The organism is Klebsiella grimontii (assembly GCF_900200035.1).
Classification (GTDB): Bacteria; Pseudomonadota; Gammaproteobacteria; order Enterobacterales; family Enterobacteriaceae; genus Klebsiella; species Klebsiella grimontii.
Genome location: NZ_FZTC01000010.1, coordinates 42,411 through 56,687, shown reverse-complemented (window position 1 = coordinate 56,687; position 14,277 = coordinate 42,411). Strand labels below are relative to the sequence as shown.

Here is a 14,277-nt window from a genome sequence, read left to right as displayed (position 1 = left end):
AGGTAAGAATCGGAGGGATGAATACTATGATTTAGATATAATGTTAATTTTATGTTTAAAGTGAGTGTTATATCACTCCGGTTACGCGAAACAGCTCACAAAAATACACCCATTAAGCCGATATGCAATATAAAGTTCCAGCAAATTCATAACTTAAGGGTTTTACACTATTTAAAGCGGCCTCCTCCCCCCTGCGGGAGAGGAAGCACCTGCTGTTTAGATAATATCCAGCAGTTCAACTTCAAAAATCAGGGTACTGAACGGAGGAATGGATGCGCCCGCGCCGCGCTCGCCGTAGGCCAGGCTGTGCGGAATGGTCAGTTCCCATTTGGAACCTACCGGCATCAGGGTCAGCGCTTCAATCCAGCCGCCGATTACGCCGGTCACCGGGAATTCAGCCGGCTCGCCGCGCGCGACGGAGCTATCGAAGACGGTACCGTCGATCAGTTTGCCGGTATAGTGGACGCGAACGCGGTCAGTACGCGCCGGGATCGGGCCTTCACCCTGGGTCAGAACGCGGAACTGCAGGCCAGACTCGGTGCTGTTCACGCCTTCGCGCTCGCGGTTCTCTTCCAGGTATTTCTCGCCATCCGCGGCCATTTCCTGGAAACGCTCGCGACGCACGGCGTCAGCGCGTTCGTGGATTTCACGCAGCGCGCGGTGAACGGCTTCCACCGGCACCTGCGGCTGTTGACCTTCCAGCGCGTCAGCAATACCCGCGACCAGCGCTTCCGGCAGCAGCCCCTGCAGGCCAGACTCGCTCAGCTGTTGTCCAACCTGCAAGCCGATACCGTAACTTGCCTGTGCTTCGATCGTGTCAAAAGTTGGGGTTGCCATCTTTGTTCCTTTTTTCGTGGGGGCTCTCATGCTCTCTGGCTTCCAAAATGCAAAAGACAATGAGCAGAGAAAAGAGGTGGGAAGCATATCAGCCATAGCACGACGGGTAAAACTTTGTCGCCTGGATGATGACAAATCTAAGGGAAACAGAAACAATAGAGGGATAAGGTTAACCTCACGAAACATAGCTTTGTCTCGTCCTTCAGGAAGTTAGCCATCTATACTCTAGAGAGAGCAGGATAAAAATATGCGGAGCAGGAGGAAAGCCATGCCCGGGCGCTTTGAACTGACATCTACCCTGGCGAAGATCTGGCACGCCCCGGATCATTTTCGCCTCATGGATCCGCTACCGCCGATGCACCGCCGGGGCATTATTGCCGGAGCGCTGCTGGTGATTATCGGCGTTCTGCTCCCTTCCGAGGATAACAGCAGCGAGGTTCAGGCCAGCCGCGAGGCGAATCTCAACCTGCAATCCCAGTCGCAGCCCTCTTCCGGTAATCAGGCTGTCCCGCTGCCGCCCATCACCAATACGCCGCCCGTGAACGATGCCGATCAGGTGGCGCCGGTCGCGCCGGAGCCGATTCAGGATGAGCAGCCGGATCAGCCGCAGCAGCAGGCCGCTTCCCAGCCGTATCAGGAGCCGCAGTCGACGCCGGGCATCGAGCAGCAGTGGCGGACCTACCGCATTGAATCGGGGAAAACTCTCGCGCAGCTGTTCCGCGACCACAACCTGCCGCCGACCGACGTTTACGCCATGGCCCAGGTGGAAGGCGCAGGAAAACCGCTAAGCTCACTGCAAACCGGGCAGACGGTACAGATCCGTCAGAACGCCAATGGCGTAGTCACCGGGCTGACCATCGATACCGGCGGCGGCCAGCAGGTGCTGTTTACCCGCCAGTCGAACGGCAGCTTTATTCGCGTCCGTTAAGATCTCACGGCCGGGTAACTGACCCGGCCAGCCGTGAAGCTTTGCCGGGCTTATTTACCCACCAGATCCCGGTGCACACCAGCGCCAGCGCAACCGCATATTTCAGCTCAAGAATATTCTCGCCGAGGAAGATGGCCGACAGCACGGTGCCGGCAACCGGGACCACAAAGTTGAACGGCGCAATCATACTCACGCGGTTATGCTTAAGCAGCACGCTCCATAGCGCAAAAGCGATGGAAGAGAGCAGGGTCAAATAAGCCAGCACCAGCGCAGCAGCGGCGCTGTGGACCGCCAGGGTTCCGCCGGTCAGGTAACCGCCGCCAACCAGCACCAGGCCGCCAAACGCCAGCTGCCAGCCGGTCATCACCGTCGGGTCAACCGTCTGCGAAATGCGCTTACCGTACAGCGTCGCCGCCGACAGGATAAAAGCCGCCAGCACCACAAAACCGTCGCCCTGCCAGACAAAGCTAAAATCGCTCAATGAATGATTAACGTTCACCAGCATCACGCCGGCAAAACCGAGAATGCAGCCGACGGCTTTGTTGTAGCTCAGCCTGTCATTCTGATAGATAAAGTGCGCCAGCAGGACGCTGAAGAAGGTGCCGGTGGCGTTCATAATCGAGCCCTTCACGCCGGTGGTAAACGCCAGGCCAACGTAGAAGAAAATGTACTGGATGGACGTTTGCGTGACGCCCAGTATCGCCAGTTGGCCGCACTGACGGGAATTTAAGCAGGCGATCGGCTTACGCTGCGCCAGCGCGAAGAGCAGCAGTAGCGCTCCGGCAAACAGGAAGCGATAGCCAGCGAAGACGATTTTAGACGGCACATCATCAGTGGCAATCTGAAATAGTTCATAGCCGCTTTTAATCGCCGGGTAGGAGCTTCCCCACAGCAGGCAGCAGAGGGTTGCGCAGGCATAAGCCACTTTCTTGCGGGTAAAAATCGAGGGTGCGTCCATTCACTTCACCAGAAATAAAATAGTGTTTTATTTTATTATCCAGAAAGTTGCTAAGAATAGCCACCATACCAGGAAAAGATTCAGCAAAGACAGAAAAGCAAAACGCCGGCACAAGGCCGGCGTCTCGACGTGAGTTGAGTAATAAATTACTCAGCTACAACGTTAACAACCAGTTTAGCGAAAACTTCGCTGTGAACCTGGAAGTCCACTTCGTGCTCACCGGTGGTGCGCAGAACGCCGTTCGGCAGACGAACTTCGCTCTTAGCAACGGCAACGCCAGCTGCAGTTACAGCGTCAGCGATGTCGCGAGTACCGATGGAACCGAACAGTTTACCTTCGTCGCCAGATTTAGACGCGATGGTAACGGTGCCCAGTGCGTTGATTGCTTCAGCACGTGCGTTAGCAGCGCCCAGAACTTCTGCCAGTTTGGCTTCCAGTTCAGCACGGCGTGCTTCGAAGAACTCAACGTTTTTCTTGGTAGCAGGAACAGCTTTACCCTGTGGTACCAGGAAGTTACGAGCATAGCCCGCTTTAACGTTAACCTGATCACCCAGGCTACCCAGGTTTGCTACTTTATCAAGCAGAATAACTTGCATTACCTTATCCTCTCAAAGTCGTATTAATGGACCGTGACCGATTACTGATGACGATCAGTGTACGGCAGCAGGGACAGGTAGCGAGCGCGTTTGATAGCGCGTGCCAGCTGACGCTGATATTTTGCACGGGTACCGGTGATACGGCTCGGGACAATCTTACCGCTTTCGGTGATGTAGTTTTTCAGCGTAGCGATATCTTTATAGTCGATCTCTTGAACGCCTTCCGCGGTGAAACGGCAGAACTTGCGACGACGGAAATAACGTGCCATATGGCTAGTCTCCAGAATCTATCAATTCAATCTGCTCGGCATGCAGAACCATTTTGCTCAAGCCGTTCTTTGCCTTGTGGCAAGAGATGAACCCTCGAACGATTACTGCGCTACCGACCGTTATACTGTGAGTAATGGCCTGGTTCTCGTGTCCGCTGATTATCACGGGCATTTGGCACCATGCCTGCCGGTGAAAACCGGCTTCCTCCTGCACTGAACGATGCTCAAGCACGAACTGGCAGTGTGGAATTCCTGACGGGCTGACCTTACGAAGTGGAGTCCTGCATACAATGCCGGACAGCTCCAGACGGTTGGTCATCAGGATTACTCTTCAGAATCCCCAGCTTCAGAATCATCTGCGGTTTCGTTGGCGAAATCTTCGCGACGCTCGCGGCGCTCGTCTTTCGCTTTAACCATCGGAGATGCTTCGGTAACAGCGTGCTTAGTACGCATTACCATGCTGCGGATAACGGCGTCGTTGAAGCGGAAGTTAGTTTCCAGCTCATCGATCGCTTCCTGCGGCGCTTCAACGTTCAGCAGAACGTAGTGAGCTTTGTGCAGTTTGTTGATCGGATAAGCCAGCTGACGGCGGCCCCAGTCTTCCAGACGGTGGATCGTACCTTCTGCTGCAGTGATTGCACCAGTGTAACGTTCGATCATGCCCGGAACCTGTTCGCTCTGGTCAGGATGGACCATAAAAACGATTTCGTAATGACGCATCGAATTGCTCCTTACGGATTATTCAGCCTCCTGTCTGGGTCAGCCGCGGCCCATGGAGGCAAGGAACGTGTTAAAGGGCGGCTGAAAAATTGACGCGTCATAATACGGGCGAGCGGGTTTTAAGACAAGTGAATTGTGCAAATAATTCGCACTAAGCGCGAAGTGGCCTTAAGCCAGTGATTTAAAATTAATCAACGGCGGAAGCGACAATTTTTTGAACAACTGCATCAGAAATGGTCGCGATACGCCAGCGAGGCAGCGATTACACTTAGATTAGAAGCAATCCATACCCCAGGGAAGCGGGTTAACGTCAGGACTGTCATAAGGAGCGTAGATGATGAAATACATCCTCATAACCATGATGGCAGCGCTTTTGTTGAGCGCCAACGCGCTGGCTGCTATTAAAATCGATGCCCGCCAGGCCCGCAACATGGACGATGTGCAGAGCCTCGGCGTTATCTATATCAACCACAACATCGCCACCGAGCAGGAAGCCGACCAGGCGCTTAGCCAGCAGAGCGATGCTCAGGGAGCGAAATACTTCCAGCCGATCCTCATTCATGAACCGGGAAGCGACGGTCCGATTCACGCCAGTGCGGCCATTTACCGTTAATTTGCCTGTTTTTTGACTTCGCCCGATAGTCAGGGCGAAGTCTTAATGCAATTGAGAATTATTTTTCTTCGTGCCTTATCAGCAGGAACGTAACCTGATTTAATCTCTCTTTAACCACATGATTATCCGGAGTGATTCATGGTTCCGCGTTTTGCCACGCTAAGCCGTATCCCGAAAGGGGTTTGGGTTCTTGGCGGCGTTAGCCTGCTGATGGATGTTTCGTCAGAGATGATCCACAGCCTTCTTCCTCTATTTATGGCCACCACGCTGGGGGCCAGCGTGATTATTATCGGCATTATCGAAGGCGTTGCTGAAGCTACCGCGCTGATGCTGAAGGTTTTCTCTGGCGTCATCAGTGATTATGTCGGCAAACGCAAAGGCCTTGCGCTGCTCGGCTATGGCCTGGGGGCGCTAAGCAAACCTCTTTTCGCCATCGCGCCAACCTCCGGCGTGGTGTTCAGCGCGCGAATGATCGACCGCGTGGGCAAAGGGATACGCGGCGCGCCGAGGGATGCGCTGGTCGCCGACGTCACTCCGCCGGAAATCCGCGGCGCCGCCTACGGGCTGCGCCAGGCGCTGGACACTATCGGCGCTTTTCTGGGACCGCTGCTTGCCGTCGCGCTGATGTTTCTCTGGGATAACGACTTCCAGTCTATTTTCTGGGTCGCGGTCATTCCTGCCGCGCTCTCCATCGCTTTATTAGGCTTTGGGCTAAAAGAGCCAAAAACGCCGATCACCCGGAAACGGACCAATCCCCTGCGCCGCGAGAACCTAAAAAAGCTTTCAGCCGCCTACTGGTGGGTTGTGGTTATCGGCTCGATTTTTACCCTCGCCCGCTTCAGCGAAGCGTTTCTGGTGCTGCGCGCCCAGCAGATGGCGATCCCGCTGTTCGCGATTCCGCTGGTGATGGTCGCGATGAACCTGGTGTACAGCCTGACCGCCTATCCGTTCGGTAAACTATCGGACAGCATGAGCCACAGCAAAATGCTGCAGTGGGGTCTGCTGGTGCTGATCGCCGCCGATATCGTGCTGGCCTTAAGCAGCCACTGGAGCACGCTTTTAGCCGGCGTGGCGCTATGGGGCATTCATATGGGGATGACGCAGGGACTGCTGGCGGCGATGGTGGCGCATACCGCCCCGCCGGAGCTGCGCGGAACGGCGTTCGGGATGTTCAACCTGATGAGCGGCGTTGCGCTGCTGCTGGCCAGCGCAGGTGCGGGCGTGCTGTGGGAAGTATTCGGTGCCGCCTCGACGTTTTACGCCGGCGCGGTAATCTGCGTGCTGACGCTGATCGGTATGCGCTGTATGCCGTCGGCTTATCAGCAAAACTAAAAATGGCTCCGGAGCAGACCGGTTGATTCATCATAAAGATGAATGCTCCGGAGCACGTCTTTCACTTTTGCCCGTAATAGGCATCTGGCCCGTGCTTACGCATAAAGTGCTTGTCCATCAGCCAGCTATCGATGGGCTTCAGCTGCGGGTTGATCCCGCGCGCAATCCACGCCATCCGCGCCACTTCTTCCATCACCACCGCGTTATGCACCGCATCGTGCGCATCTTTGCCCCAGGCAAAAGGCCCGTGCTGATAGACCACGATGCCCGGCGTATGCAGCGGCTCAACGTCGCCCAGCGTTTCAATAATTACGCGGCCGGTGTTCAGCTCATAAGCCTCAGCCACTTCCTGCGCGCTTAACGCCCGGGTGCAGGGAATATCGCCAAAGAAGTAGTCCGCGTGGGTCGTCCCCAGCGCGGGAATGGCCAGGCCCGCCTGCGCCCAGGCCGTCGCGTGCGTCGAGTGGGTATGCACCACGCCGCCGAGGCTTGGATAGCGACGATACAGCGCCAGGTGCGTGGCGGTATCGGAAGAAGGACGATAGCGCCCCTCCACCACCTTACCCTTGAGATCGACTACCACCATATCGTCCGCTTTCATGGTCTCATAGGCGACGCCGCTGGGCTTAATCGCCACCAGCCCACGTTCACGGTCGATGGCGCTGACGTTACCCCAGGTAAAAGTGACCAGTCCGTAACGCGGCAAATCCATATTAGCGTCAAAGACCTGCTGTTTTAACGTTTGCATTATGCCGCCTCCACCAGACCGGCGCTGGCCATCCGCGCCTTCACCCAATCGCGCGCTTTCGCAACTTCAGCGGCCGGATCGTCGGTCGTTTCGCTCCACATTTCAATCAGATACGGGCCGCAATAGCCGCTCTGCCTGAGCGTTTCAAAGCAGCGCTCGAAATCGACAACGCCTTCGCCAAACGGCACGTTCTTGAATACGCCCGGTTTAGTATCCTTCACATGTACGGCAACGATATGCCCGATCCCGGCCTGCAATTCCATCTGTACGTCGTTATCCCATGCCGACAGATTGCCGATATCAGGGTAAAGCTGGAACCACGGATTATTGAGATAGTGGGCATAGCCCAACGCCTTGCTGATCGAGTTCATCAGCGGGTAGTCCATGATTTCCATCGCCAGCGTCACCTGCGCGCGGCTCGCCATTTCGACGCTCTCTTTTAGCCCGTCGCGGAAACGACGGCGCGTCTCGTTATTGGCTTGCTGGTAGTAAACGTCGTAACCCGCCAGTTGGATAACGCGAATACCCACATCCTGCGCCAGCCGAATCGCTTTGCGCATAATCTCCAGGCCCTGCGCCCGAACCGCGTCGTCTTCGCTACCGAGCGGAAAGCGGCGATGGGCGCTCAGGCACATAGAGGGTACCCGCACCCCGGTTTCAGCAATCGCGTTGACCAGCGCAAGGCGCTGCTCCCGGCTCCAGTCGAGCCGCGCCAGACGGGCGTCAGTTTCATCGACCGACATTTCGACGAAATCAAAGCCGAGCTCTTTCGCCAGCCGTAGGCGTTCCTGCCAGCACTCCCCCGCGGGGAGCGCTTTTTCATAGATACCGAGCGGAATTTGTTTTGACAGCATGACCGCTCCTTAGCCCCACAGCTGGGCGATAGAACGTTTAAACTGCCGGGCGGCCTCTACCGGAGAAGCGGCGTCGCGAATGCTGCGACCGGCGATAAAGACGTGAATGAGAATACCTTTAAACAGCGGTAAATCTTCCAGCGCCAGGCCGCCGGTGACGGTGACTTTAAAGCCCATTTCGGACAAGCGTTTGATCGCGCTGATATCCGCCTCGCCCCACGCCACACCGGCCGCCTGGGCATCGCGGCTACGGTGATAAACCACCTGCTGAATACCCGCTTCGCGCCACTCCTGCGCCTGCTCCCAGGTCCAGTAGCCGGTCAGTTCGATCTGGACGTCGCCGTTGAACTCTTTCGCGACGTCCAGCGCGCCTTTGGTGGTGTTGATGTCCGCGCAGCAGATCACGGTGACCCAATCGGCGTTGGCTTCAAAGCACATGCGGGAGAGAATTTTACCGGCATCGGCGATTTTGGCGTCCGCCAGCACGATTTTATTGGGATAGAGCGCCTTCAGGTCGCGAACGGCGCGTACGCCTTCAGCCACACAAAGAATGGTGCCGACTTCAATAATGTCCACTTCATCGGCTATCAGGCGCGTCGTTTCATACGCGGAAGACATGGATTGATTATCGAGCGCAACCTGCAACATAGGTAATGACATTGTAGTGTTCCTTTTAAACGGCCGCCGCCGTGGCGTTATCAATTAATTCCAGCACTTCCTGCGCGGTGCGGCAGGCGCGTAAACGGTCAAAATTGGCTTCATCTTCAAACAGGTTGACGATCTGCATGATGCCGACTTCCTGATGGGTATTGGCATCCACGGCCGCCATGGTGATCAGAATATCGACCGGGTCGTTATCCTCGTGATTAAAAACCAGCGGCGTTTTCAGCGTGACCAGCGCAAAGCCGGTTTTCTTAACCCCCTCTTCCGGGCGGCCGTGCGGCATCGCCAGACCGGGAGCAATCACAAAATAGGGGCCATGCTGGGCTACGCCATCGAGAATGGCCTGGTAGTAGCGCGGCTCAACGACATCCGCCTTCACCAGTAAATCAACGCTCAGCTTGACGGCTTCCTGCCAGGTACTGGCGTCGGCCTGGAGAAGGATGGAGTTATTCTCCACCAGCGAATCGCGTAATTTCATTTGGTCTCCTTACTTCACATCCTGCGGGAAGTGCGCTTTGATCACTTCCAGCAGTTTTGGGCCAAAATCCGCAGGCGAGAGCATGTTGCGCACGCCAACCACATATTTGTTGCCGGAGACGCTAATCTCACCGGCGATATGGGTGGAGGCGATGATGATGTCCGCGCCGTTTAGTTCACTTTTGTATTCACCCACCGCGCAGCTGTTCACCGTGTGATCGATATTTGACTGGGTCAAAAACTGGTCCACCTTCATCTTCATGATCATGGAACTTCCTTGCCCGTTGCCACATACAGCCAGAATACGTACGGTCATAGTCAAAACTCCTTATTGAGCAGAAGCATCTGCCAGTTGTTTTTCCGCGTCCTCTTCAGCACGCAGCGTGCGCCCTGCGAAGAACATATAAGCCAGTGCGATAATGATGATGACGGCCATAAACGCGATACCGATGGAGGCGAAGCCCTGCATCATCGGCGGCGCCAGAATTGACCAGTCCGCCATACCCATCCAGGCGCTCATACCGGTCAGCTTCACCGCCCAGACGCAGCCAAAAATTTCGATCATCCCCATTACCAGACAAATTTTGAGCGCCGCGCGCCAGCCGCCAAAGTGGTTAGCAAACACGCCGATGGTGGCGTTAGAGAAGAACATTGGGATAAAGCCCGGAATAATCAGAATGGAAGAGCCGAAGCCGACCAGAATACCGACGGCGATCAGTTGGCCGATGGTGCCCCACATAAACCCCCAGACGACGGCGTTTGGCGCAAAGCTATAAATCGCGGCGCAGTCAATCGCCAGCACGGCACCGGGAATCAGGCGCTGGGAAATGCCGTTGAACGCTTCAGAAAGTTCGGCGACGAACATGCGCACGCCCTGGGTGATAATGAAAATAGCGACGGCGAACGAGAAGCCGGTTTGCAGGATATAGATCGTCCAGTGGGTTTTACCCGCCATCGCCTGTACGGTGTCGATGCCGAAGGAGAGCAAAATCGCGCCGAAGAAAATGGTCATCACGATGGCCGTGGAGACGATGTTGTCGTGAAAGATGTTCAGCCAGCCCGGCAGCTTGAGATCCTCAACGCTCTCCTCTTTTTTACCCAGATACGGGGCGACCTTGTAAGCAATCCATGAAGCGAACTGCTGCTGGTGTCCGATGGAGAAGCCGCAGCCGTCGGTCACTTCCTGGGTCGGCTTATACATCATGTTCGAGGTAATGCCCCAATAGAGCGACACCAGCACCGCCGTGCAGATAATCGTCGTCCACATCGGGTAGCCGAAGATATAAAAAAAGACGGCAATCAGCCCCGCCTGCTGGAACATGATGTGCCCGGTCAGCATGATGGTACGAATACCGGTAATACGCCGCAGCAGGACATAACAAATATTCAGCGCCAGGGCTAACAGCACGGCATAGCCCACCCAGCTGTAGGCATCGCCCATCCGCTCAATGGTCGCCATCATGGAGGCGTAGGTATCAGAAATAGCGCCGTTGATGCCGTAAACCTCAGACATTTTCGCCACCACCGGTTTAAACGTGCTGGTCAGAATGCCGGAGCCGGCCTGCAGCAGCATAAAACCGATAATGGTTTTAATTGTTCCTTTAACGATAACGCTGGCGCTTTTGCGCAGCAGGATATAACCCAGGCAGGTCACAATACCCAGCAGCAGCGGGGCGTTGGTCATAACCTGGTTAAAGAACACGGTAAAGATGTGGTAGAGAATCTCCATAACACACTCCAGAAGGTGGACGCTCTGAACGCACGCTACGCCCAGGTTGGTTGTTGCGATCACTCTAATAATCAAAAATAATCACAACAAGATTATATTTGATTAAATGTGACGCACGCCGCAAATAATCACACAATCCGTCATGGTATTAATTCTCATTTTCATAACCTGAAAAATAGTATATGTAAATCAATTAAATAAAATAACACGCATATCATGAAGTATGCCTCCGCCTCTTTTTAACCCCCACTATTCCTCTCATGAAGGGCGAAATTCAGGATTGCAATCCTGAACAAACGATGCCAGTATTCGTCAAAACAAATCACATCGTGATTACTTTTGATAATATGTGAGGGAAAAACAAATGAGTAAAGTGCAAACCATCACCCGCGAATCATGGATCCTGAACACTTTTCCGGAATGGGGTAGCTGGCTGAATGAAGAAATTGAACAAGAGCAGGTTGCGCCGGGCACCTTTGCGATGTGGTGGTTGGGTTGTACGGGCATCTGGCTGAAATCCGAAGGCGGAGCCAATATCTGCGTCGATTTCTGGTGCGGTACCGGCAAGCAAAGCCACGGGAATCCGCTGATGAAAACCGGCCACCAGATGCAGCGTATGGCCGGCGTGAAGAAGCTCCAGCCCAACCTGCGCACCACCCCGTTTGTTCTCGATCCGTTCGCTATTCGCCAGATCGACGCCGTGCTGTCTACCCACGATCATAACGATCACATTGATGTGAACGTGGCCGCCGCGGTTATGCAGAACTGCGCCGATGACGTGCCGTTTATCGGCCCGCAAACCTGCGTCGATCTGTGGATTGGCTGGGGCGTACCGAAAGAGCGCTGCATCGTGATGAAGCCGGGCGATGTGGTCAAAATAAAAGATGTTGAAATTCATGCGCTCGACGCTTTTGACCGTACGGCTCTGATTACCTTACCCGCGGATCAAAAAGCGGCAGGCGTACTGCCGGACGGAATGGATCAGCGCGCGGTGAACTACCTGTTCAAAACGCCGGGGGGCAACCTGTACCATAGCGGCGATTCCCACTACTCCAACTATTACGCGAAGCACGGTAACGAACACCAGATCGACGTGGCTCTCGGTTCCTATGGCGAGAACCCGCGCGGTATCACCGACAAAATGACCAGCGCCGATATCCTGCGCATGGCCGAATCGCTGAATGCCAAAGTGGTGATCCCGTTCCATCACGATATCTGGTCAAACTTCCAGGCCGATCCGCAGGAAATCCGCGTTCTGTGGGAAATGAAAAAAGACCGTCTGAAGTATGGCTTTAAGCCTTTCATCTGGCAGGTGGGTGGGAAATTCACCTGGCCGCTGGATAAAGATAACTTCGAATACCACTATCCGCGCGGATTCGACGATTGCTTCACCATGGAGCCGGACCTGCCCTTTAAGTCTTTCCTGTAAGGCTTCTCCGGCGGGACCGCCCGCCGGAAATTATCCCCGTCAGCATTAGTATTTTCACCTGATTTCAAATATCATCTTTGCTTATCACTTTTAATCGGATTTGCTCATGACGGAAGCGCAAAGACATCAAATTTTACTGGATTTGCTGGCACAAACGGGATTTGTCACCGTGGAGCAGGTGATTTCCCGGCTGGGAATTTCTCCGGCGACGGCACGACGCGATATCAACAAACTCGACGAAAGCGGCAAGCTGAAAAAAGTCCGCAACGGCGCAGAAGCCGTCAGCGAGCAGCGCCCGCGCTGGTCGCCAATGAATATTCACCAGGCGCAAAACCACGATGAGAAGGTACGGATTGCGCGCGCGGCTTCGCAGCTGGTGAACCCGGGCGAAAGCATCGTCATAAACTGCGGCTCTACCGCATTCCTGCTTGGGCAAGAACTGTGCGGTAAACCGGTGCAGATCATCACCAACTATTTGCCGCTGGCTAACTACCTGATCGATCAGGAACACGACAGCGTCATTATTATGGGCGGGCAGTATAACCGCAGCCACTCCATCACGCTGAGCCCTCAGGGCAGCGAAAACAGCCTGTACGCTGGGCACTGGATGTTTACCAGCGGCAAAGGGTTGACCGCGGAGGGGCTATATAAAACCGATATGCTGACGGCGATGGCGGAGCAAAAGATGCTTAACGTCGTCGGCAAACTCGCGGTACTGGTCGACAGCAGCAAAGTTGGCGAACGCGCCGGAATGCTCTTCAGCCAGGCCGGGCAAATCGACCTGGTGATAACCGGTAAACAGGCGGATGAAGCGATTCTCAAGCAGCTTGAAGATCAGGGCGTTCAGGTGATTCGCGTTTAAAGGTGACGTTGAAAAAAAGCCACCGTCGCAGCTAACGCTTCCGGCGTAATGCGGTGACGGACGCCTTTCTGCCAGATGCAGGTTAGGTTGTCGGCCAGTGCGTTTTGCTGCAGCGCCTGCTGCAGACGGAAGGTCTCCCCCGGCGGTACCACATCATCCTCATCGCCGTGCCAGAGCAGCAGCGGTCGGCTGGCGAGGGTCGCCAGCTGCTGGCTGACGTCCCACTCCGCCAGCTGCCCTGCCTCCCACGAAGGCGAAGGAAAAAGCGTCTGCGAGAGCGTACTGAAATAGCCTGACCCCATCAGGCAGGCGACGCTTTTCAGCTCCGGGTGATGGGTCATAATCCCCAGCGCAGTCATTCCACCCATCGATGCGCCGGCCACCGCCAGCCTGTCGCCCGCAAGCCATCCTTGCTCCCGAATCGCCTCCTGTAATGCCGGAAACTCAACAAAATTGTGCGTCAGAATCGGCCAGAAGCGCTGCATCCGCCCCTGTTCGTCTCCCCGGTAGCGCGCGCCGTGTTCCGCAGCATCAGGCATAATCACCCGAAACCCCGCCTCTGCAAGCGCAACGGCGAAATAGCTGTAGACCAGCTTAGAAGAGGTAAAGCCATGATAAAAGACAATGCAGGGAAGCGGAGTATCCGCGGCGCCCTGCGGGTACGCATGGAGAACCTCCCCGCCCGCAAGGTTACGCATTTCTAGTGCGATCATTTACCGTCTCCTTTCTCTAAAGTGATGTTATGTTAGTACTCAAGCCACGCGTTCGCACATGATTCATAATCTTGAGAACCAGATTACGCTTTCACGATATTTTCATTCGAAAATCGCGTACGGGATAACAATTTGGGAACATTCCCCGGCAATGACATTCAGGCTACCACTACACTATGGCTAACAGGAAACGAGATATGGTTATGCGTAGGTTTACACCGTGGTTACTGGCAATCGCTTTAACCGGCTGTAGCGCCCTACAGGGGACGCCAAAGGCGCCGCCGCCAGCAACCAACCATCCACAAGAGATCCAGCGTAACCAGACGACGGGTCTGCAGAAGATGGGGACGGTGAGCGTATTAATGTACGGCTCGCCGATGGATGTAGAGGCTGCGCTGAAGGTCAAAGCAGAGGCGGCTAAGGCGGATTACTACGTCATCATTATGATTGATGACACCATGGTTCCAGGCCAGTGGTATTCGCAGGCAATTTTGTACCGTCAATAGCGGTCAACCTTTAAGCCAGCTTGACACTGCTTTGCATCCATTC

At 55.0% G+C, this 14,277-nt stretch carries 19 protein-coding genes; 6 read left to right on the top strand and 13 right to left on the bottom strand.

The window, feature by feature from the left end:
* Positions 1-216: 216 nt before the first annotated feature.
* Positions 217-837 (bottom strand): BamJ family beta-barrel-assembly machinery protein, encoded by a 621-nt coding sequence (gene bamJ, locus KOSB73_RS03710; RefSeq protein WP_004871077.1) that lies wholly within the window; start codon positions 835-837, stop codon positions 217-219.
* A gap of 268 nt (positions 838-1,105) precedes the next feature.
* Here bamJ and KOSB73_RS03700 point away from each other — a divergent pair, with 268 nt between their 5' ends.
* Positions 1,106-1,765 (top strand): LysM-like peptidoglycan-binding domain-containing protein, encoded by a 660-nt coding sequence (locus KOSB73_RS03700; protein WP_004871078.1) that lies wholly within the window; start codon positions 1,106-1,108, stop codon positions 1,763-1,765.
* A 4-nt stretch (positions 1,766-1,769) separates the two neighbouring features.
* On the opposite strand, the gene KOSB73_RS03695 is transcribed toward KOSB73_RS03700, so the two are convergent.
* The 5 genes from KOSB73_RS03695 to rpsF all read right to left on the bottom strand — a co-directional run bounded on the left by KOSB73_RS03695 (position 1,770) and on the right by rpsF (position 4,308).
* The gene (locus tag KOSB73_RS03695; protein ID WP_098140245.1) at positions 1,770-2,723 is read right to left on the bottom strand and encodes a DMT family transporter; all 954 of its coding nucleotides are present in this window, start codon (positions 2,721-2,723) and stop codon (positions 1,770-1,772) included.
* A 146-nt stretch (positions 2,724-2,869) separates the two neighbouring features.
* Entirely contained in the window at positions 2,870-3,319 is a 450-nt protein-coding gene (gene rplI, locus KOSB73_RS03690) for a 50S ribosomal protein L9 (RefSeq protein ID WP_004098003.1), read from the bottom strand.
* 41 nt (positions 3,320-3,360) lie between these two features.
* Complete coding sequence (rpsR, locus tag KOSB73_RS03685) at positions 3,361-3,588, bottom strand: 30S ribosomal protein S18 (RefSeq protein WP_000135199.1); 228 nt, start codon at positions 3,586-3,588, stop codon at positions 3,361-3,363.
* Positions 3,589-3,592: 4 nt separating this feature from the next.
* Entirely contained in the window at positions 3,593-3,907 is a 315-nt protein-coding gene (gene priB, locus KOSB73_RS03680) for a primosomal replication protein N (protein ID WP_004128142.1), read from the bottom strand.
* A gap of 5 nt (positions 3,908-3,912) precedes the next feature.
* Complete coding sequence (gene rpsF, locus KOSB73_RS03675; protein WP_004098001.1) at positions 3,913-4,308, bottom strand: 30S ribosomal protein S6; 396 nt, start codon at positions 4,306-4,308, stop codon at positions 3,913-3,915.
* Positions 4,309-4,645: 337 nt separating this feature from the next.
* Here rpsF and KOSB73_RS03670 point away from each other — a divergent pair, with 337 nt between their 5' ends.
* On the top strand, positions 4,646-4,921 hold the full coding sequence (locus KOSB73_RS03670) for a YdgH/BhsA/McbA family protein (protein ID WP_004871080.1): 276 nt from the start codon (positions 4,646-4,648) through the stop codon (positions 4,919-4,921).
* A 138-nt stretch (positions 4,922-5,059) separates the two neighbouring features.
* The gene (locus KOSB73_RS03665; protein WP_024360265.1) at positions 5,060-6,253 is read left to right on the top strand and encodes an MFS transporter; all 1,194 of its coding nucleotides are present in this window, start codon (positions 5,060-5,062) and stop codon (positions 6,251-6,253) included.
* A gap of 61 nt (positions 6,254-6,314) precedes the next feature.
* Here KOSB73_RS03665 and KOSB73_RS03660 read toward each other — a convergent pair whose 3' ends face one another.
* The 6 genes from KOSB73_RS03660 to ulaA are packed head-to-tail and all read right to left on the bottom strand — an operon-like array spanning position 6,315 to position 10,724.
* Positions 6,315-7,001, bottom strand: a complete 687-nt coding sequence (locus tag KOSB73_RS03660) for an L-ribulose-5-phosphate 4-epimerase (RefSeq protein ID WP_098140244.1) — start codon at positions 6,999-7,001, stop codon at positions 6,315-6,317.
* Positions 7,001-7,855 (bottom strand): L-ribulose-5-phosphate 3-epimerase UlaE, encoded by an 855-nt coding sequence (gene ulaE, locus KOSB73_RS03655; protein ID WP_024360263.1) that lies wholly within the window; start codon positions 7,853-7,855, stop codon positions 7,001-7,003. Before ulaE ends, KOSB73_RS03660 begins: the two co-directional genes overlap by 1 nt.
* 9 nt (positions 7,856-7,864) lie before the next feature.
* Entirely contained in the window at positions 7,865-8,515 is a 651-nt protein-coding gene (ulaD, locus tag KOSB73_RS03650; protein WP_098140243.1) for a 3-keto-L-gulonate-6-phosphate decarboxylase UlaD, read from the bottom strand.
* A gap of 13 nt (positions 8,516-8,528) precedes the next feature.
* A complete protein-coding gene (ulaC, locus tag KOSB73_RS03645) occupies positions 8,529-8,996 on the bottom strand; it encodes a PTS ascorbate transporter subunit IIA (RefSeq protein ID WP_024360261.1) in 468 nt (155 codons plus the stop codon).
* Positions 8,997-9,005: 9 nt separating this feature from the next.
* The gene (gene ulaB, locus KOSB73_RS03640; protein ID WP_004109091.1) at positions 9,006-9,311 is read right to left on the bottom strand and encodes a PTS ascorbate transporter subunit IIB; all 306 of its coding nucleotides are present in this window, start codon (positions 9,309-9,311) and stop codon (positions 9,006-9,008) included.
* A gap of 12 nt (positions 9,312-9,323) precedes the next feature.
* Positions 9,324-10,724: a PTS ascorbate transporter subunit IIC gene (gene ulaA / locus KOSB73_RS03635; protein ID WP_004871084.1), complete on the bottom strand. Its 1,401-nt coding sequence runs from the start codon at positions 10,722-10,724 to the stop codon at positions 9,324-9,326.
* 364 nt (positions 10,725-11,088) lie between these two features.
* On the opposite strand from ulaA, the gene ulaG reads away from it, so the two are divergent.
* Positions 11,089-12,153, top strand: a complete 1,065-nt coding sequence (gene ulaG / locus KOSB73_RS03630) for an L-ascorbate 6-phosphate lactonase (protein ID WP_024360260.1) — start codon at positions 11,089-11,091, stop codon at positions 12,151-12,153.
* 106 nt (positions 12,154-12,259) lie between these two features.
* Complete coding sequence (gene ulaR / locus KOSB73_RS03625; protein WP_004871087.1) at positions 12,260-13,015, top strand: HTH-type transcriptional regulator UlaR; 756 nt, start codon at positions 12,260-12,262, stop codon at positions 13,013-13,015.
* Here ulaR and yjfP read toward each other — a convergent pair.
* Positions 13,012-13,728, bottom strand: coding sequence for an esterase (yjfP, locus tag KOSB73_RS03620; protein ID WP_004871088.1), 717 nt, complete (start codon positions 13,726-13,728; stop codon positions 13,012-13,014). The two genes, ulaR and yjfP, sit on opposite strands and share 4 nt — an antisense overlap.
* A 197-nt stretch (positions 13,729-13,925) precedes the next feature.
* On the opposite strand from yjfP, the gene bsmA reads away from it, so the two are divergent.
* The gene (bsmA, locus tag KOSB73_RS03615) at positions 13,926-14,234 is read left to right on the top strand and encodes a biofilm peroxide resistance protein BsmA (RefSeq protein WP_024360258.1); all 309 of its coding nucleotides are present in this window, start codon (positions 13,926-13,928) and stop codon (positions 14,232-14,234) included.
* Positions 14,235-14,277 lie beyond the last annotated feature (43 nt).